14 protein-coding genes and 1 pseudogene are annotated in these 18090 nt (G+C 34.5%); 1 reads left to right on the forward strand and 14 read right to left on the reverse strand.

Annotation, left to right across the window (positions count from 1 at the left end; translation table 11 throughout):
• Positions 1-44: 44 nt before the first annotated feature.
• The 13 genes from EGM47_RS12810 to EGM47_RS12865 all read right to left on the reverse strand — a co-directional run bounded on the left by EGM47_RS12810 (position 45) and on the right by EGM47_RS12865 (position 16125).
• Positions 45-737 (reverse strand): hypothetical protein, encoded by a 693-nt coding sequence (locus tag EGM47_RS12810; RefSeq protein ID WP_206052176.1) that lies wholly within the window; start codon positions 735-737, stop codon positions 45-47.
• Between the two features lie 245 nt (positions 738-982).
• On the reverse strand, positions 983-1531 hold the full coding sequence (locus EGM47_RS12815) for a PH domain-containing protein (RefSeq protein ID WP_124981235.1): 549 nt from the start codon (positions 1529-1531) through the stop codon (positions 983-985).
• A 586-nt stretch (positions 1532-2117) separates the two neighbouring features.
• A complete protein-coding gene (locus EGM47_RS12820; RefSeq protein ID WP_124981236.1) occupies positions 2118-2765 on the reverse strand; it encodes a class I SAM-dependent DNA methyltransferase in 648 nt (215 codons plus the stop codon).
• Between the two features lie 171 nt (positions 2766-2936).
• Positions 2937-3599, reverse strand: a complete 663-nt coding sequence (locus EGM47_RS12825) for a hypothetical protein (RefSeq protein WP_124981237.1) — start codon at positions 3597-3599, stop codon at positions 2937-2939.
• A 787-nt stretch (positions 3600-4386) separates the two neighbouring features.
• Complete coding sequence (locus EGM47_RS12830) at positions 4387-5910, reverse strand: class I SAM-dependent DNA methyltransferase (protein ID WP_124981238.1); 1524 nt, start codon at positions 5908-5910, stop codon at positions 4387-4389.
• Complete coding sequence (locus EGM47_RS12835) at positions 5911-7557, reverse strand: hypothetical protein (RefSeq protein ID WP_124981239.1); 1647 nt, start codon at positions 7555-7557, stop codon at positions 5911-5913.
• 10 nt (positions 7558-7567) lie between these two features.
• The gene (locus EGM47_RS12840; RefSeq protein WP_124981240.1) at positions 7568-9034 is read right to left on the reverse strand and encodes a restriction endonuclease subunit S; all 1467 of its coding nucleotides are present in this window, start codon (positions 9032-9034) and stop codon (positions 7568-7570) included.
• The gene (locus tag EGM47_RS12845; RefSeq protein WP_124981241.1) at positions 9034-11847 is read right to left on the reverse strand and encodes a type I restriction endonuclease subunit R; all 2814 of its coding nucleotides are present in this window, start codon (positions 11845-11847) and stop codon (positions 9034-9036) included. The genes EGM47_RS12840 and EGM47_RS12845 overlap by 1 nt, the downstream gene beginning before the upstream one ends.
• Before the next feature lie 312 nt (positions 11848-12159).
• A complete protein-coding gene (locus EGM47_RS12850; RefSeq protein ID WP_124981242.1) occupies positions 12160-12954 on the reverse strand; it encodes a cation transporter in 795 nt (264 codons plus the stop codon).
• Positions 12955-13143: 189 nt separating this feature from the next.
• Entirely contained in the window at positions 13144-13929 is a 786-nt protein-coding gene (locus EGM47_RS12855; protein ID WP_124981243.1) for a hypothetical protein, read from the reverse strand.
• Between the two features lie 625 nt (positions 13930-14554).
• Positions 14555-15223 carry a hypothetical protein gene (locus EGM47_RS12860; protein ID WP_124981244.1) on the reverse strand — a complete coding sequence of 223 codons (669 nt, stop codon included), beginning with the start codon at positions 15221-15223 and terminating at the stop codon, positions 14555-14557.
• A gap of 366 nt (positions 15224-15589) precedes the next feature.
• On the reverse strand, positions 15590-15763 hold the full coding sequence (locus EGM47_RS16345; RefSeq protein WP_164510893.1) for a hypothetical protein: 174 nt from the start codon (positions 15761-15763) through the stop codon (positions 15590-15592).
• 8 nt (positions 15764-15771) lie between these two features.
• On the reverse strand, positions 15772-16125 hold the full coding sequence (locus EGM47_RS12865) for an SMI1/KNR4 family protein (protein WP_124981245.1): 354 nt from the start codon (positions 16123-16125) through the stop codon (positions 15772-15774).
• A 566-nt stretch (positions 16126-16691) separates the two neighbouring features.
• Here EGM47_RS12865 and EGM47_RS16675 point away from each other — a divergent pair.
• Positions 16692-17042, forward strand: a pseudogene (locus EGM47_RS16675) (transposase); the annotation flags it as partial.
• 57 nt (positions 17043-17099) lie between these two features.
• On the opposite strand, the gene EGM47_RS12875 reads toward EGM47_RS16675, so the two are convergent.
• Entirely contained in the window at positions 17100-17882 is a 783-nt protein-coding gene (locus tag EGM47_RS12875) for a fatty acid desaturase family protein (RefSeq protein WP_124981246.1), read from the reverse strand.
• Positions 17883-18090: the final 208 nt, after the last annotated feature.

Genomic DNA, 18090 nt, shown 5'->3' on the forward strand with positions numbered 1-18090 from the left:
AGCGTTGACCGAGCAATTGCGTATAGCTAGAGTTGCCAGTAGTTTTATTCCACTTCGAATGTTTTTCTGAAAGGAATATCGATTTGGCCATCTCTATCATAAAATCTCAATGCACCCTTAACGACATAAGTACCATTTTGCAGATTTGGAAATTCGATATCCGCAAAGGAATAATTACTCTTAAGTTTATATTCAACATTTTTTAGCTGTCCGTTAAATTCAATCGAATTAATGACTACGTGCCTGTTATCATCGATTGATTGACCAAACTCTGAAGTTAAAGTCAATTTAATTCCATCTTGAGTTTTCTGACTAAGAATGCCCTCGACCTCAACTTTATTGAAACCATCAGCCCAAGCTGTTTTTCTAGTTGCGTATTCAAAAGCATAAGCCATCGAGATTACAAGTCGATTTTTCAAAAACCTCAATTTCAAATCAGTCGAAATATCACTTGTTCTAAGTTTATTGGTTATTAGATAATCTTGTCTATTATCAACTAAAAATGGCAATTCTTTATAAAGCTTGGCTGTTCTCGATATTATCTCATCGATACCGCTTGATCCATTTAAAATCGTCTCATCAATCTCCAATATAAGTGTGTCATATATACTGTCAAGTTTATTTAACCTATTCACTTTTCTCGATGGCTGTTCATCAATTAATTGATAATATTCTGCTTTATAATTGTTGAGAATTCTATTATTAAACTCGAAATTTTCATTAAGAAAAGTACTCATTTCATTTTCTTTTTCTGAATTATCGCAAGAAAGTATGATAGTGCTAAAAATAAGAATTATAAATATTTGATTCCGCATAATGATTGTCGTGAAAATTACTGGCAACGTATTTATTTATGATTAGTGGAGTGTTTAACAACCTAATTTAGCAAAAAAAGCTGAATAGAAAATCCGGGTCCCGATAGCTATCGGTATTCGTAAGTAGGCGAGAACTAGCCATATATTTTATACTGTGTTGGCACACGTTATTTTCCTTTCTGTATTTCAATTATTTGATTATATACTTTTCTGACATTTGGTATAAAATCAAGTTGCGGATTGGCCTTCATTCCTGGCCACCAATTCATTCCATTTCCCCAAATCATCATTGGATTTTTTGGTCCGATAGAAATTGTTCCACTTCTGTCATTTTTCTCGCTGTACTCGATCTCAGATAAAGTTCTAATGTTTATTGACTTCACACTTTTAGAAAACACTCCGCTTTTTATGATTATTCTGTCTTCTGTCAATCCATAATAGGTGTTTTCTCTTTGTTTCGCGTCAATTATAAATCTCCCGAATACAAATATCAGCCCTATGATTACAAAAGGAATTCCGAATAAAGCAAAAATTCCAGAACCTTGTGAAGCCATAAACATCCAAAATATGACAAATCCACACCACAATAGACTGAATGGTATTAGGAAAATATCCGCAGTTCTAAATACAATTCCTTTTTTCGGTTGTCCTGTCCAAAGTAATGTTTCATTATTTTCTAAATGCTGTCTTAATTCTGATTGTATTTCTATTATCATTGGTTTTTGCTAATGAGTGGTAACGGTCCAGGTTATGATTTCATTGCGAAGAAAATCCGCTTGGAGTTTCGCTCATCACCAAGCCTTTGCTGGCAAGATAGGAATTTTCGGCAGAAAATTCTGCAACAATGAATCATAGGCCTTGTTACCATTTGTAACGCTCGCACTGACATTCAGGACGTCTTTTTGGGCGCCGCGTGATCTTCACATGAGTTGACAGATTCGCCGGCAACTTCAAAGTCCGCAGATGCATAAACATTGGAGATATGTTGGCTACAAACTTTTAATATTTTGTCTTGGCTCGATTTTTTCGCTAGTGGATTATCGGGTCCACAAATTGCGTTGCAACTGTTTTCCGCTACTCAATCTGCTAAAGAGTTGATTTGGCGAAGAGTGGGAAAGGAGAGAGTACTAAAGGGATCTTTCAAGCTTAAAGTCGGCGTAAAAATCTAAAGATCTGAAGCAATAGGGTTATGGATGGTAACGTCGCATATAAGAAACGTAAGTAATTACGAAGCTCTTAACTGTCAAGTTCCACTGAGCCACTTATGTTTTTACCTCAGTTCTTTGTTGTGCGGTGGTTGTTTTATTTTTTCTTTGCTATTATAATCAAATCAGTTAAAAAAGTTCCATCAGGTTCAGGATAATCTTTTCTTTCTAATTCAGCGATTTCAAATCCGTTTTGAGTTAAGCAATCTGATAAATATTCTTCCTGATGATAATAAATATAAACTCTATCTTGTCCAGAAAAGCTCGTTGTTTCAAATCCAGACTTGTTATAATCATCCTCCATTGTGCTGAAATATAACAATCCATTTCTCGATAAAAGTTCAGAAGAATCAGCTATCAGTTTGGCGCATTCTTCTTTTGATAAATATGGCATACAGAATCCACACATAATGGCGTCAAATTTTCTATCAAGCTTGTCAATATCTTTGCAATTCATCACATTGAATTCTGAATCAGGATTGTTTTTCTTAGCTAATTCAATCATATTTGGAGCCAAGTCAATTCCGAATATTTTGAAATCAGGTCTTTTCAAATTTAAATATTTCGTCACATTTCCAGGCCCAGTTGCAATTTCAAATATCTCGGCATTTTCTTTTTGAATTAAACAGCAAAATTTGTCAAACGTATCATTGTACAAATCCATTTGCATGAATTTGTTTTGATATTGTTCAGCTGCATTATTATATGTATTAATTGTTTCGTTTAATTTTAATTCTGTACTCATATTATTTTACTATAGATTAATTGCTTGCAGGTCGTTTTCATTAATGGGGCGCAACGTGTTTCTGTACAGCGAGTTGAGGAAAATTCGCGAGAATTTTCCGCCGTAACCGAAAGATAGCAAATTGCAATGATTTTCGATTAGGAATTGAGCTGCAATGAACTATACCCGTTATTAACTGCTGGCTTTTATTCTTTTTTTCAGTTCAGATTTGGCTTGGTTCAAATCAATTGACTTTTCCTTTTCAATATTTTGTATTAATAGTTTTCCGTATTGCCACAAAAATTTGTCAATTTCGTAATTAGAGTAGATTTCCAAGTCCAAATCCTTTTTAAATTTTTCAAATGTTGAGTAAAATTCTTTATAATCGGTCGGGTTTTTAAAAGAAATCTTCTCATTATTTTTTTGACCTAAATATCCTTTTAATACAATCCAAATATAACTGTCATAAATAGGTGTTTTAAAGCCACTTAAAAAGTGTACGTATTTTGAGGAAAAAGATAAATTGTTTCGCTCAAAGCTTTTTCCTTTGTCGTTTGTCCAACTTACCTTGGATATTTTATCCACAAAATCCACATATTCAGTTATTTTTTTTGGTTTTAGGCTGGAATTAAAAGTCTTAATAATTTGTTCAACCACAGGATTTATGTTCGTGATTGCCGTGGAATAAATTTTGTTCAATGCTGCTACTTTTATGAGAACATCAAACTTGTTTTTGTCATTGTCAAATGTTTGAAATAATTTTAAAAGAGTTTTGTTCAGTTCATTTCCTTCTTCATTAGCATAATTTTCAAGAATTTCAGAAATAAACGATTCTGTCGGGTTTTGTAAAGTCATTTTTTCAGCTTGCAGGCACCGGTCCAGGCTATGATTTCGTTTCGGTGAAAATCCGCTAGGATTTTCGCTTATCACCGAGCCGTTGCTGGCAAGATAGGAATTTTCGGCAGAAAATTAGGCCGCAATGAATCATAGCCCTTGTTACCATCTGTAACGCCGGCAATGACATTCAGAACGTCATTTGAGCGACGCGTAATCTTCACATGAGTTGACAGATTCGCCGGCAACTTCAAAGTCCGCAGATGCTTTAATACTGTAGTTACATTCGCCAGTAGGGTTTAATTGGTTGATCTGGCTTGTTCTATCCGTGTATTGACTCCTTGGTTCGTGAATGGCGTTGCAAATGTTTTCCGCTACTCAATCTGCTCAAGAGTAGATTTAACGAAGAGTGGGGAAGGAGAGAGTACTTAAGGAATCTTTTAAGCTTGAAACCGGCGTAAAAGTTTAAGGATCTGAAGTAATAGGGTTATGGATGGTAACGGTTTTGTGTATGAAAAGTAGCGTATAAATAAACGCTAACTTTTCGTATTTAGCACGAGCCGATTTTTTTATTTTATGTTTGATTTTCTTTTATAAATATAACCAAATTAAAATTTTGGCGTACTTTTTAAATAAGCAAAAACTCTCGGAAAGCCTATAATAGCTATATTTTATGCACGTTGTTACCTGCTGGCTTTTCTTTCCGCAAACTTGCTAGCGTTGGCAGAAGACATACTTTTTGTCAAGTTTGGGCTTTAGCGCTTGGCTTTTGAGCGACTTGGCAATGTGTATGGCTTTGAGCGTTGGCTTATTCCGATTCTCCGTTTATCGTTTCCATTATTTCTCTAAAACTATTCAGTCCAGATTCTATGTTTTCAATGATTTCATTCGCTAAAATGTCTGGGTCTGGTAGATTATCTAAATCAGTCAAACTTTGGTCTTTTAACCAAAAAATGTCCAAACTTGTTTTGTCTCTCGCAATGATTTCATCATAGTTATATTTTCTCCATCGTCCTTCTTCATTTTCTTCGCTCCAGGTAGCTTTACGCTTATCAATGTTTTGACCATTGTACAAGTCGATAAACTCTTTTAAATGCTCTTGGCGCATTGGGTTTTTCTTTGGGGTATGATGCACATTAGTGCGGTAGTCATAAAACCAAACCTCTTTTGTCCAAGGGTCTTTACTTGCAGGTTTATTGGTGAAAAATAAAACATTTGCTTTTACGCCCTGAGCATAAAATATACCTGTTGGTAACCGTAATATGGTATGTAAGTTAGCAGTTTTCATTAATTGCTTTCTTACTTCCTCGCCAGCTCCGCCTTCAAACAAAACATTATCAGGAAGTACTACTGCGGCTTCTCCATTTATTTTAAGCTGTGTTTTTATATGTTGTAAGAAGTTTAATTGTTTGTTGGAAGTTGTTTCCCAAAAGTCCTGACGATTGTAACTTAAATCTTCTTTTACGATTTCACCTTGCTCATTGGTAAAGGTCATGCTGCTCTTTTTACCAAAAGGAGGATTAGCTAACACGTAATCATAGCGTTCTCCATCATCTGAAATTAAAGCATCATTTGGATTAATAAACGATTCTCCGTCAATTTCTCCAATGTTGTGCAAGTACATATTCATTAAGCACATTCTACGTGTATTGGCAACAATTTCGTTACCATAAAAGGTTTTGTTCTTTAAAAACTCTTTTTCCTCTCTGTCTAATTTGTTGTTATCTACAATCCAATCATAAGCAGCTAAAAAGAAACCTCCAGTACCACAGGCTGGGTCAACAATAGTTTTCATTGGTTGTGGCTGTATACAAGCCACCATTGTTTTTATCAATGCTCTTGGTGTAAAATACTGTCCTGCACCACTTTTGGTATCTTCTGCATTTTTCTCCAGGAGTCCTTCATAGATCTTTCCTTTTATGTCTGCGCCCATCATTGACCAATCTTCTTTATCAATTAGGTTGATGACTTTTAGCAATTTGGCTGGGTCTTGTATTTTATTCTGACTTTTGGTAAAAATTTGACCTAGCGTTCCTTTTTCAGTGCTTAGCGTACGCAGCAATTGGCTATAAAAGGACTCTAATTCTGCACCTCGCTTACTGGATAAGGTCTCCCAATTTGCTATATCTGCATCTGGAACTTCATTTCCTTCTACATCTTTTAGTTTTGGAAAAACTAATCCTTTATTATAAGGTGGTTTATTTAACTCATCTGCCATTTTTAAGAATAGCAAATAGGTAATCTGTTCTAGATAATCTCCATAACCTACACCGTCATCACGTAAAACGTTAGCAAGGTTCCATATTTTAGATATTATTGATGCGTCTGTCATTTATGGTTTATATATTTTAAATTTATTATTCAATGAAATACATTCATTTGAGGCGAAAGTCCAATACTCAAGGTTGGAATCTATGATTTCATTCAATATTTGTAAATATTCTAGATCTCTTTTCTTTGGTTTTGCAGGACCCACGATTATCATTTTTTCAATATTCCAATTGTGTTTATAAAATGAATATTCAAACAATTGTCCTAAAGCTTCTCTCATATTTCCTTTAGCAGTAGTTCTAGTTTTTACCTCAAAAATAGTGTGTTTATTATTCCGAAAAATCATAGCATCAATCAAACCTCCATCTAATCTGGTTTTTTCAATTGACAAGTTCGTATTTAAATCTAATTTCCATTCTTGAATTAAATAATCTCTCAAATAGTCTGTTATCTCAGAGTGAAAATTCACTACATCTTTTGAAGACGCCTTTGTTTCGCGCTTATGACCTTTTGATGTTCTACCTTCTCCAGGAATAAATCCATCATTTATATCTTTTTGCTCATCTGTATCTTTTAATTCTGAATGATTTTCAGTCTTATATGCATTAAATCTGGTGAACTTGAGACCATCCAAATTATTAGCCTCAAAATTATCTTCATATAACAATAAATTTTCAGTTCTAAATCTAACATTTGGTATAAATCCCTCGGTATCAAAATATTTGTAATCAACTCCTATTTCCTTTAATTCATTAATCATTGTCTTTTTCCATCTGTGAAAAAGTGGATGAATTTCTTTTTGAACTAATGAATTATTAGTGATTATTTCTACATCATCTGCTTTAGCAATTAAAAATCTTTTTTTTGATTTGGGTTCAATCGTGAAAAGAGTTAATTCCTTGATGAAATCCTGTGTTTTTTTCATCATATTAATCCCTTGTATAAAACCATACTGATATCCATTTAATTGATATCTTGGGTTAAAGAGCCATTCTTCATGACCATACCCATATTTTTCCTCATGTAGTTTTTTAGGATTGTTTTGATGCTTTTTATCCCAATCGTGGTAAATAGGTTGATGCCACTTATTGGTGTTCCAGGTTAATCTTGCATATCTTTCATCTATTGAAAAGGGTTCTTTAAGTTGAACATGTTTGTAGAGAGGATATAATTTTTCTAATGTATCTACTATTACCTCTATGTCATCCTCATCTATTTCAGAACTTGTTTTATTTATCCATTTACCTATGAATATAAACTTTCCTTCCCTTATCTCACTTCTTCTAATTTGTCTTACGTCAAATGCATCAGTTCTACCCTTTCCTGTGGTAAAAATCCACATCTTATAACCAGAAAAAAAGCTTTTATTATTTTTTACAAAATCATTAAACTTTAGGATTTCAGGGACTCTATCTACAGTAGGATTAGGTGTGTTAATACTTGTTTGCAAAGAGAATGCAAGACCATATCTAAAAATATATTGCTCGCCAAGCAAACCTTCATCACTGATATTAAACTGAAATTCATTGCTGCCTCCAAAATGATATGTATAATGCTCGTCAAATACAAAAGACTTATTATCATTAAATAGTTTATACGCGCTTACGCGTCTATTGTATTTTTTTGCTCTTGTTAATTGGAAATTTCTAATTTCATATTTTTCAGAATTTGCCTTTGTGTTAATTTTTTGAATTACCTCCCTAAACATAGTACATTGGTTATTTTCCCTTTTCTGCTTTTATCTTTTCCAACAAAACACTCGCAGGCTCGTAATCTTTATCTGCTTTACATTTAGCAATTTCTTCTTCGCTTAACAATGTACCCTCAAATGCTTTTTTAAGAATGCTTTGGCGTAGGGTTTGAGCTTTTTCTAAACTATCTGCTAGGTCTTTTTCTACTTTATCACAAACCGATAAACGGCTTTCTATTTCTTGGACGATTTGGTGTTGTTCTTTTAATGATGGAAAGGCAACAGGTGCTTGTCTGATAGTACCCATAGACAAAGATGGTTGTGCCACTGCTTTAACAGCTGACATCATTAAGCTCTTACCAAATGCAGATTGAAGAAATAATTCTAAATATTTTGAGTTCAAATCAAAATAAGGTCTTGCCATTCCAATATTTGGACCTAGAAAGTATCGTTGATTGAAAGGTACCATTGCAACGTTACCTGTTCCTGCTCCAACAAACACAATTAATAATTCACCACCGAAAATTTGGGAACGCTTAAGCATTTTAACGCTTTCGGATTTTACTCTAGAAAAATCAGTTTTCTTAAAACCATTTGTGCCAGCATTTTCTGCTTTTAATACAGGTAAATCACCATCGATATCATAATTTACATAATCAGTATATTCAAAACCTGCTAACTTTGTAACAAAGCATAAACTTCCTATTTGAGTCCAAACCCAAACGCTTGGTATGTCCCATTTTCTTTCGTTATGTCCGTTATTTGGTGCATCTGGGATAGTTAAAGGTCTTGGCTTTTTAGGTTTTTTTCCGACCTCTCCTTGTTCTTTCCAGTTTTTAAGTTCTATTTCCCATTCTTCAATTTGACTATTATAAAAAACCTGTCTTGCAGTTTCGATTTGCTCCAACAATTCATCAGCAGAAGGTAAATTGGTTTGTTTCTCTCTCCATTCTTTAGTTAATTCCCCTTCAAAAGCCTTTTTTAAAACCGCTTGCCTATAAATAACCAATTGGTCTTGTGCTTTTTTAAGGTCGGCAATACCGCTATCTAAACTGCTAAATAATTCTTCTATTTTTTTGACTATTGCTTTTTGTTCTGGTAGAGATACTAAAGGGAAATCTTCTTTTTCAATATGTTGATAGTGTCTTGCATATCCATTATCCTTGATTTTGAATACTAGAACCTCTGTTACATAGGAGAGGTATCTCGGTAATATGCCTTTTTTAGGTTGTAAAACTTTCGTCCCATCTGCTCCAGGTGCAAATGGAAAATTTATAAGCTTTACATTTTTCGTATGGTCTCCAAAAACAACAACTGGTAATTCGCAATCAAGTAGTTTTTCTTTATCATTAGTAAAACCACCAATAGTACTTTGACCTTGGTCAATTACAGGGATTTCGCCATTTTGTAAATACTCTTTCTGTTTTAACTTTTGTTTTGTAGTCGATATTTTAAAAACAGCATCCTTGTAATTTATTTCGCAATCTTCTCTCATTATGCTGCAAGTACTTCATTGAGTTCATTAATTATCGTGTTCATCTCTTTACCAAACAGTTGGTACATTTTCCCTTTGCCGCCTTTTGCATCAAAAGGTGTGTAGTCTAAATCGTCTATTTCTATATGGTAACTGCTCACTACGTGGTCTTTTATCATTCGTAGCCAGTCTAATTGTTCTTTTGTAAAGCGATTGTGTTGTCCTGCGTTTTGCTTAAAAATCCACGTTTTAAAATTGTTTTCAATAGTTTTATCGTAGGCTTTTAATTCGCTGTCTATTCCACAAGCTCTTCTAATTAAAGAAACCAACGCAGTTAATTCGTCTTTAGGTTGTTTGCTTTTTACGTCTTCTAAAGTTGAATATGCATCCCAAACATAATCAGGTGCTAATAATGGTTTTTCTAATTGCAGTGTTGACATCACTTCTTTTATCATTTTAAACGTGATGTCTCTACGGTTATACGGTTGATTGTAAAAAATACTCAAAGCCTTAATTTCGTCTTTGTTGGCTTCTAAATATTCAGTAAAGTCTTTTACAATTTCCGTTGCGTTGTCTACCGATGTGGTTTCCCATTCGCTTTTGGTTACCGTATCTATGTTTATGCTATCAATAATTTGCTCGTGTTGTTTGCGCACGTTGTCCAGATAGTCGTTTAATTCTCCATTGAAAGTTTTACTGGCCTCGAGGATCAATTCTTGTTGCGCTTTCGCGAAAGCGGACTCTTTTAAAGCAGGTGTCACGTCCTGCACAGGAATTTTATCTATCTCAATTTGTGCTTTGGTTTCAATGGCATCTTGGTCGTAAGCAGTAATTAACTCCTTGGTAATTTGTTTTAAGTTTTTACCACCAGAAAATTCCAACAATCTATCCTTTTCTTTTTCGGTGATTTGTTTTTCCAAACGAATGAGTCGGTTGGCCAAAGACAAAAACAAATCCTCGTCTGCAACGCCCATTGTTACTGCTCCCAATAAATCTTTCATTGGTACCGACTTTTTGCGTTCCAGAGGTCTACTATCTGTCTTTTTAGATTTGGTTGCACCCACAGCATCTACAATGACGAAATGCGTTTTGGTTTTTGCGGTTTTAGATACGAGTTGTAAAGAATCACTATTAATCGTTCGTGTACCACGACCTTTCATTTGCTCAAAATAGTTGATGCTTTTTACATCTCGCATAAACAATACAACCTCTAAAGGTTTTACGTCTGTTCCTGTTGCAATCATATCAACGGTAACTGCAATTCGTGGATAATACGAATTTCTAAAACGGTTCAATACCGATTTTGGGTCTTCCTCAATTTTATAAGTTACTTTTTTGCAAAAATCGTTGCCTTCATCAAATTCCTCACGTATGATTTTAATAATATCATCTGCGTGACTATCTGTTTTTGCAAACACTAGTGTTTTTGGCACTTCGTATTCTCCGCTTTCATCAATACGATTGGGATAAATAGTCGTTTTTAAAGCCTTTTTATATTCTCGAATGATGTTTCTAATTTGACTAGGATTGACAACTTTTTTATCTAAATCGTTGCGTTTATATTCGGTATCCTCATCTTCTTGTTGCCAGCGTTTCTTTCGCGTAAGCTTATCTCTTCTATCTACAAACCAACCTGCTTTTATGGTTTCTCCTTTTTGAGAAATTTCTGTTTCTATAGTGTACACATCATACGGCACATTAACACCATCAGTAACCGATTCTTCATAGGTATATTGGCTCACTACATTTTCATTAAAAAAACCAAAGGTTCTTTTATCAGGTGTTGCCGTTAAACCAATTAAAAAGGCATCAAAATAATCTAATACTTGTTTCCATAAATTATAAATGGAACGGTGTGCTTCATCAATGACTATAAAATCAAATTGTTCAATGGGTACTTTTGGGGTGTACTCCACAGGAACAGCCTTATTTTTTGCCATTTTGTTTTGCAACCACGAATTCTCATTTGGATTGTCGAGTTCGGCGCTTTCGTCTAGCTCTTCTCCTTTTAATATAGAGTAGATGCGTTGAATGGTGGAAATACAAACCTGACTATCTGAAGCTATGTAGCTAGAAGACAAGCGCTGTACATTGTATAGTTCTGTAAACTTTCGGTTATCATCGTTGGGTTGAAAGGTCATAAATTCTTGTTCTGCCTGTTCACCCAAGTTTTTGGTGTCCACTAAGAACAAAATACGTTTAGCGTTGGCATGTTTTAGTAAACGGTATACAAAAGTTGCAGCCGTAAAAGTTTTACCAGCACCAGTAGCCATTTGAATTAAGGCTTTTGGTCGGTTCTTTTTGAAAGAATGTTCTAGATTATTAACTGCTACAATTTGAGCAGGACGAAGTCCTGTTTCATCTAGTGCAGGAATTGATAAAAGTCTTTCTCGAAGACTTTTTCCTTTTTTTAACCATTCTGTAATTGTTTCTGGTTTGTGAAAACTAAAAACATTTCTTCCTCTCGGTTTCGGGTCTCGATAATCTGTAAATCTTGTTATGGTTCCTGTGCTATCATAGACGAAAGGCAAAGGGTCGTTATTTAAGTATTTTAATTTAGCATTTGCGTAGTTTGAAGATTGTTCCTCAACGACTGTGAGTCTGTGTCCTTCGTCTTCACGTTTCGCTTCTATAATTCCGACAGGTTTTCGGTCTACAAACAGCACATAATCAGCAGGTCCAACATCAGTTTGATATTCACGTACTGCAACTCCTTTTCCAGCAGATAAGTCAACTTTCTTTTTAGACTGAACTAACCATCCAGCTTCACTTAGCATTTCGTCTATTTTATCACGAGCTATTTGTTCAGGATTTTGGTTAATATTTTTAGTCATTCACTAGTTTAATTTTTATTTTGTTTTTCGGTTGTCAATTTACATTTTTTTTCGGCTAACGGAATGTAGAGCGTTGGCTAAAAATAGCTATTTTGTTTTTTAAGTTTTGGCTTGTGTATCGGCAAAACCAAATGTTCTATTTGTGCTGCTGGCTTTTTTAGCTTGCAGGTAACGGTCTCATATAACCGCCAGTTAGGGTTAATATGCGTTGATTTTCGGTTTAGCAATGAGGTTAGCAATTCCTAGTGGATTCGGAATCAGTCGAATTCGCCGTAATTGCGATTATATATTGTTGTGGTTAATGTTTTTTATTTATTTACTTAATTTTAATATTCTAAATGCTCCTTGAATTACTAAAACAAAAACGATTGTTCCGATAATCAAATCAGGTTTACTTGAACTCAACCAATTTACCAAAAGTCCAGCGATTATAACTCCTACATTAATTATCACATCATTTGAAGTAAAAATCATACTCGCTTTCATATGAGCTTCTTCTTTAGTCTTTGACTTTTGTAAAATATAAAGACAAACTCCATTTGCGATAAGTGCGAAAATCGAAACGATAATCATTGTTGAAAAATCGGGAAGTTTCTCGTCTCCCAAAAATCTCCTTAAAACTTCCACAAATCCAATAATGGCAAGTATTATTTGAAAATATCCAGCAAGTTTGGCAATCCGTTTTTTTCTTGTCAGTGTTCCGCCAACCGCAAGCAAGCTAATTCCGTAAACAAAACTGTCCGCAAGCATATCTAAACTGTCTGCAACTAATCCCATTGATTTTGAGATTATTCCAGTTGTTATTTCGATTAGGAAAAAGGCAAAGTTTATTGCTAATACTGTCCGGAGCAGTTTTTTCTGGTCTGCATTTTCTTTAAATTCAGTTTGGTCGGTTTGTTCAGTCGAGATTTTCTTTCCGCCTAAATTCAGTTCGAGAACGGACTTTTCGACTTGGTCAATTTGTCCGCTGTGAAAAACGGTCAGTTTTCGGTTAGGAATGTCAAAGTCCAGATTCGCAATGCTTGAAATTCCATCCAATTTCATTCGGATTAAATTTTCCTCTGAAGGACAATCCATTTTGGTAATCTCAAATATCGTTTTGTTCATTCAATTTCTTGGGTTTTGGACATTAACCACAACGCCCACCTGTATGTGTTCGTGGCGTTTAGATTGTAATATAGTTTCATTTGACCACAAAGGCAATCCTGCGGATTGACGTACTTCTAAATACCCGCTAGCCCGAACTCATACACCACTTTAGCAGCCATCACATATACAGCGTGTTAGGCATTACTTTTAGATGCTCCAGCAGTTCTGTTTTGCGATTAAATCGGGATAGATAGTTGTGATGCTAGGCTTATCTTCATTAACCAATATTTTTATTAAATCTCCTTTTTTATAATCTCCCAAAATAGAGAAATCGGTCGTTTTACAGTTTGATGTTTGTTTTTTCAGTTCAGTCCATTGATAATGTATTGTTATCGATTGGCCAATATTTGTTATAGGTAGACCTGAATTAGGCACTATTGCCAGTATAGTTGCTGTTTTAACTGTCCCTTCTTTATATAATCTGATTTCCGCTCTAACTTTCTTGATTGCATAAATCAAAAATGGGATTCCGATTGCAGCAAAGACGAAAGGTATAAAGATAAAAATTCCCCATGGGAATTCGAAAGGCTTACTATCGACTATAATAGACTTTCCATTCAGATGTTTTATATCAATGGTATCATTAATTGACCAGTTATTGACCTTATGTGAATCCAGTATTTTAACCTTGTCTTCATAGGTGCTTTTATCAGCATTATATACATAGCTAATAATTGCTGGGTGTTCTCCGTTGATCGTGGTATTGGTGATTATTTCGATATCTGATATGGTTGCTGTCGAGGTAATTCCATTATTCGAAATTGAGTCGTAATCTACTTTAGGGGTATCATTACTTTGGGAAATGAGAATTAATGAAATAGGTATAAAAATGAGCAACGGAAAAAAGGTGAACATTCCTCCAATAAAGATCTGTATTGGATATTTTTTATAAAGGCTTAATTTATTCGAAAATGTTATTTGACGATTTTTCATGTTTAAAAATTATTGTGCCTAACGTTCCAGGCTATGATTTCATTGCAGTGAAAATCCGCTAGGATTTTCGCCTATCACCAAGCCGTTGCTGGCAAGATAGAAATTTTCGGTAGAAAATTCCGCAGCAATGAATCATAGCCCTTGTTACCATCTGTAACGCCCGCCATGATATTCAGGACGTCTTTTTGAGCGTCAGTTAATCATGACATGAGTTGATGACAGATTCGCCGCCAACTTCAAAGTCCGCGGTTTCATATACCCTGGAATAATGTTCGATACTAACTTTTAATGCTATGTCTCGGCTCGTTCCGTTCGCTTGCTGATTACCGTGTCCATAAATAGTGCTGTGACTGTTTTCCGACACTCAATCTGCTCAAGAGATGATTTGGCGAAGAGTGGGGTAGGAGAGAGTACTTCAGGGATCTTTCAAGCTTTAAATCGGAGTAAAAGTTTAAAAAAGCTCTGAAGTAATAGGGTTATGGATGGTAACGGTTTAGGCTATGCGTCTGTTGTGTGTCTCAGTGTCTTCGCTATCCAATTATACCCAAACCGAAGAAAATTCCTCGGGAATTTTCGGATAAGCAATTACCGGGCAATTGCGTATAGCCAATGGTCTACATCGTATTTATTCGATTAGCTTGTATTTGTAATTGTTAAGAACAAATACCTTATCGGTTTCGTTTTCTCTTAAAATATCAGCAGTTATAATCGGCTCTATGAGTACGGAAAGACAAGGTGTTTCTATAGGTTCGCCGCCATAATCAATATTTAACAAATGAACTTGGATATTGCTGTTCGCGTAAGGCTTATATTTAAAAATTGATTTTCCAGAGCCTACTTTATTGGATATTTCTACTTCATAAACTTTACTTGGTTCTTTAATTTTTACTTTTCCATCGAAATCAGTTTCCAACCTTTCAAGCGTTTTTAATTCTGCATCGCGAAGTATTACTTGGGCATCGAATTCCGGAAAATCATCGAAACTATTTATTACTGTGATTTCTGGAATTTCGTTTTGGTTAACACTAGAAATAACTTTGATATTTTTGGTTGCATGGCTAAACGGAAGCTTCAAGCTTTTCCTAAAGTTGAAGACAATCGATGTATCCGTTGCAGAGAAAGTTCCAGCAGATCTGAATGACTCAGCGTTGCTCTCCTCAACATACGTAAATCTTGAATTTTTTAAAATGAACTGTGATTTTCGTTTACCGTCGTCAAACTCATATATTTTCCTACTACAACCTATAAGTAGAAGAGCTGTACATAATAAAATTGCTTTCGTGATTTTGGCCATCTGATGTAGAACGGATTTGTATAAGATTAGTTGCGTGGTTTAAGCACCTAATTTAGCAAATACAAACCGAATAGAAAATCCGCGTCCCGATAGCTATCGGGATTCGTAAGTAAGCTTGCACTAGCCATTAATTTTATACCGTGTCGTGTGGCATTTTTCTTTCAGAATTGGCTTGTATTCATTCAATTCGTGCCATTCTTCAATAATTCTTATTTTTCTAAATCTTTTACTTATTAATAACTTCAAAAAATTATTATCATCCGTTGATTCTATTTTTACCCAAAGAGGAATTTCATTTTTGTGGGTAACTAAACTTTCACAGACGTCATTCAAATTTAATTGGTTTCCAATCACATTTGGTAAGGACTATAATCTCATAATATCATCTGAATTTGTTTTGGATTCTTGTTTTTCAGTTGAGTCATATTCGATAGTATATTCCATTTTCTCAAAATTTTCCATAATGAAGTTTTCTACTTCATTCTCTGATAGAAATTTTTCTAATTGAATTTTTAAGAATTTAGAATTTGTTTTTTGCATTAGACATTTTAGTTTTTCTGATATTCCGATAAAAATGTTTTTAAATCAGTTAATTTATCTGGTTTTAAGCTCATTTCTCGATAAAAATAAACACTTGGATTTTCACTTCCGTCTATCTTAAAATACCAAAACATATATCCTTGGTGCATCATAAAAACAAAGTCATTGTCAGTCAGAAAGTTTTCAGCATTATCTTCTTCTAACAATTCTAAAGCCCATTCTTTTAGCTCATTTTTATTGTGAAATAAGTCAGTTCCAACCATACCTTTTGGAATAGATTTTTGACATTCCAAATAGAATTTTTTATATACCATTGGAAAAGTCAGGTTGAGTTTTTTTTCTATTTCATTCAGGTCTTCCATATTTTTTTTAAATGACACACAACAGTCTTGTATATGAAAAGTAGTGGATTTGACACACTAATATTTCAGTTTGACAATGATCTCTAATTTATTAATCTTCATTCGTTTAAACGACTAAACCGCTATTTTTTATAAACATCTCAAGTTAGCAATGGATTACATTTAAAGATATTAATCATAAAGAATCAGAGCTTAGACTAAGGTTAAGATATATGTAGAAACCGGGATTTCGTCAACATTGACAATCCCTACGCTCTTCTACTCGGAATTCGTTCAGTTCTGTGAGACCTCAATCTCGATTTTAAGTTGTTGAATCTGCAGTAGAGTGGCGCTTTACAATCTTCTTTTGTTAGGAATAAAGATAATCAGATTTATGGTGTAGATATCAGCAGGGATTCTACGATGTATGCACACCATCAGGCGAGTTATACCAGTTTGAAAACAGTGTGGTGGGTTTTAATGCTTTCGCGAAAGCGTTACCTGAAAATGCTATCTGTGTTTTGGAAGCTACAGGGTATTATCATTTACAGCTGGCATATTTTTTAAAGGGCAAGGGCATAGCTGTATCAGTAATTGTGCTAACGAATAATTTTAGTCGTTTTGAACCCTATAAAGAACTTTGCAGTTAACTGGCATCACGCCTATGATACGTGAATCTGGAAGCAGTGTAAAAGGGCGTCCTAGAATCAGTAAAATGGGGAACGCAAAGCTGAGAAATCTTCTGTTTATGTGCAGTTTTAATGCTAGTAAGTTTAACGCACCCTGTAAGGCTTCATATGAACGACTGGTGGCTTATAAAGGCTAGAGTAAGAAACTGGCCCTAATAAGCCGTGTGTAACAAGCTGTTAAAACAGGCATTTTTCATAGTTAAATCTGGATTGCCCTATGATCTTGGTTACAGAGGTGTAATGCATTAATAAAATACTAAAAAGAGATTTTTTTACCTCAGTTCTTTGTTGTGGTTAGTTTATATTCTAAAATGTTTGTTTCTTTTCGATTTCAGGGATTTTTTCATCAATTCTTTTAGCTAACTCAGGAAGCTTGATTGTGGGAACTGCCGGAAACAAGTGGTGCTCAAGATGATAAAACATGCTAAACGTAAGCTTATTTTTCCATCCACTTCTTTGTGTTCTGGCTAGCTCAGGTGTTTCATGCGTGTCATGATGTACTGTCCAAACAGCAAAAAATGCCATCAAAAATTCGCCTACAACCATGACTATGATATGGTAGATGAGCCAATGAATATTAAAATACATTACTGCTGAGATAAACAATGCAATAGAAACAAGTTCTATAACCATGTTTTTTCTATACTTTTTATTTCCGAATTTCCATGTTATCTGGTGAATCTTGAAAATGTGAATTGGACCGTATAAAATTGCTCCAAACCAAGTCATATGAGCTGCCTTTCCTTCTTGGTCTTTTTCAGATAAGCAATATTTATGATGTCTTAGATGATTGAATTTGACCGCATGAATTGAAACAATCATTAGAATACTATTTAAGTAGAGGGATAGCCAAGTCAGGAATTTGTTAGTTCCGAGTGAATTATGAAATCCATTATGTACCTGTCTTAACCCTGTCAGGAAGAAAAAGGCAGAGCAGGGAAGAGCTATCCAATAATATTCGAAATAAGCAAGAATCCAAGAAGACAATGCCCATGGGATTGTCAAATTATTCTCGATGAGCATTTCTCGAATTGTCAAATTCTTCAGGTCTTTCCATTCAACCTTTCTCAAGATTTCTTGATGTGTCATATTTTGAGTTTTTAATTAACCAAAACGGTTTTGTGTATGATTAGTGGCGTGTTTAAGCATTGAATTTAACAAATAAAAACGAATAGAAAATCCGTGAGGATTGTCGTAAGTAGGCGATAACAAAGCCATTAATTATACACAGTGTTGTAACACGTTTTTTTTTACTACTGATTTATATAGTTTTATAATTCCGATTATTATATAGCGT

Origin of the sequence: Nonlabens xiamenensis, from assembly GCF_003865345.1 — a bacterium.
GTDB lineage: Bacteria > Bacteroidota > Bacteroidia > Flavobacteriales > Flavobacteriaceae > Nonlabens > Nonlabens xiamenensis.

What these genes read in the sequence shown, in the direction of transcription:
- EGM47_RS12820 (WP_124981236.1), bottom strand. Translation starts at nt 2,765, where the DNA reads ATGAGTACAGAATTAAAATTAAACGAAACAATTAATACATATAATAAT.
- EGM47_RS12845 (WP_124981241.1), bottom strand. Translation starts at nt 11,847, where the DNA reads ATGACTAAAAATATTAACCAAAATCCTGAACAAATAGCTCGTGATAAA.
- EGM47_RS12815 (WP_124981235.1), bottom strand. Translation starts at nt 1,531, where the DNA reads ATGATAATAGAAATACAATCAGAATTAAGACAGCATTTAGAAAATAAT.
- EGM47_RS12855 (WP_124981243.1), bottom strand. Translation starts at nt 13,929, where the DNA reads ATGAAAAATCGTCAAATAACATTTTCGAATAAATTAAGCCTTTATAAA.
- EGM47_RS12835 (WP_124981239.1), bottom strand. Translation starts at nt 7,557, where the DNA reads ATGTTTAGGGAGGTAATTCAAAAAATTAACACAAAGGCAAATTCTGAA.
- EGM47_RS12810 (WP_206052176.1), bottom strand. Translation starts at nt 737, where the DNA reads ATGAGTACTTTTCTTAATGAAAATTTCGAGTTTAATAATAGAATTCTC.
- EGM47_RS12860 (WP_124981244.1), bottom strand. Translation starts at nt 15,223, where the DNA reads ATGGCCAAAATCACGAAAGCAATTTTATTATGTACAGCTCTTCTACTT.
- EGM47_RS12875 (WP_124981246.1), bottom strand. Translation starts at nt 17,882, where the DNA reads ATGACACATCAAGAAATCTTGAGAAAGGTTGAATGGAAAGACCTGAAG.
- EGM47_RS12825 (WP_124981237.1), bottom strand. Translation starts at nt 3,599, where the DNA reads ATGACTTTACAAAACCCGACAGAATCGTTTATTTCTGAAATTCTTGAA.
- EGM47_RS12865 (WP_124981245.1), bottom strand. Translation starts at nt 16,125, where the DNA reads ATGGAAGACCTGAATGAAATAGAAAAAAAACTCAACCTGACTTTTCCA.
- EGM47_RS12830 (WP_124981238.1), bottom strand. Translation starts at nt 5,910, where the DNA reads ATGACAGACGCATCAATAATATCTAAAATATGGAACCTTGCTAACGTT.
- EGM47_RS12850 (WP_124981242.1), bottom strand. Translation starts at nt 12,954, where the DNA reads ATGAACAAAACGATATTTGAGATTACCAAAATGGATTGTCCTTCAGAG.
- EGM47_RS12840 (WP_124981240.1), bottom strand. Translation starts at nt 9,034, where the DNA reads ATGAGAGAAGATTGCGAAATAAATTACAAGGATGCTGTTTTTAAAATA.
- EGM47_RS16345 (WP_164510893.1), bottom strand. Translation starts at nt 15,763, where the DNA reads ATGCAAAAAACAAATTCTAAATTCTTAAAAATTCAATTAGAAAAATTT.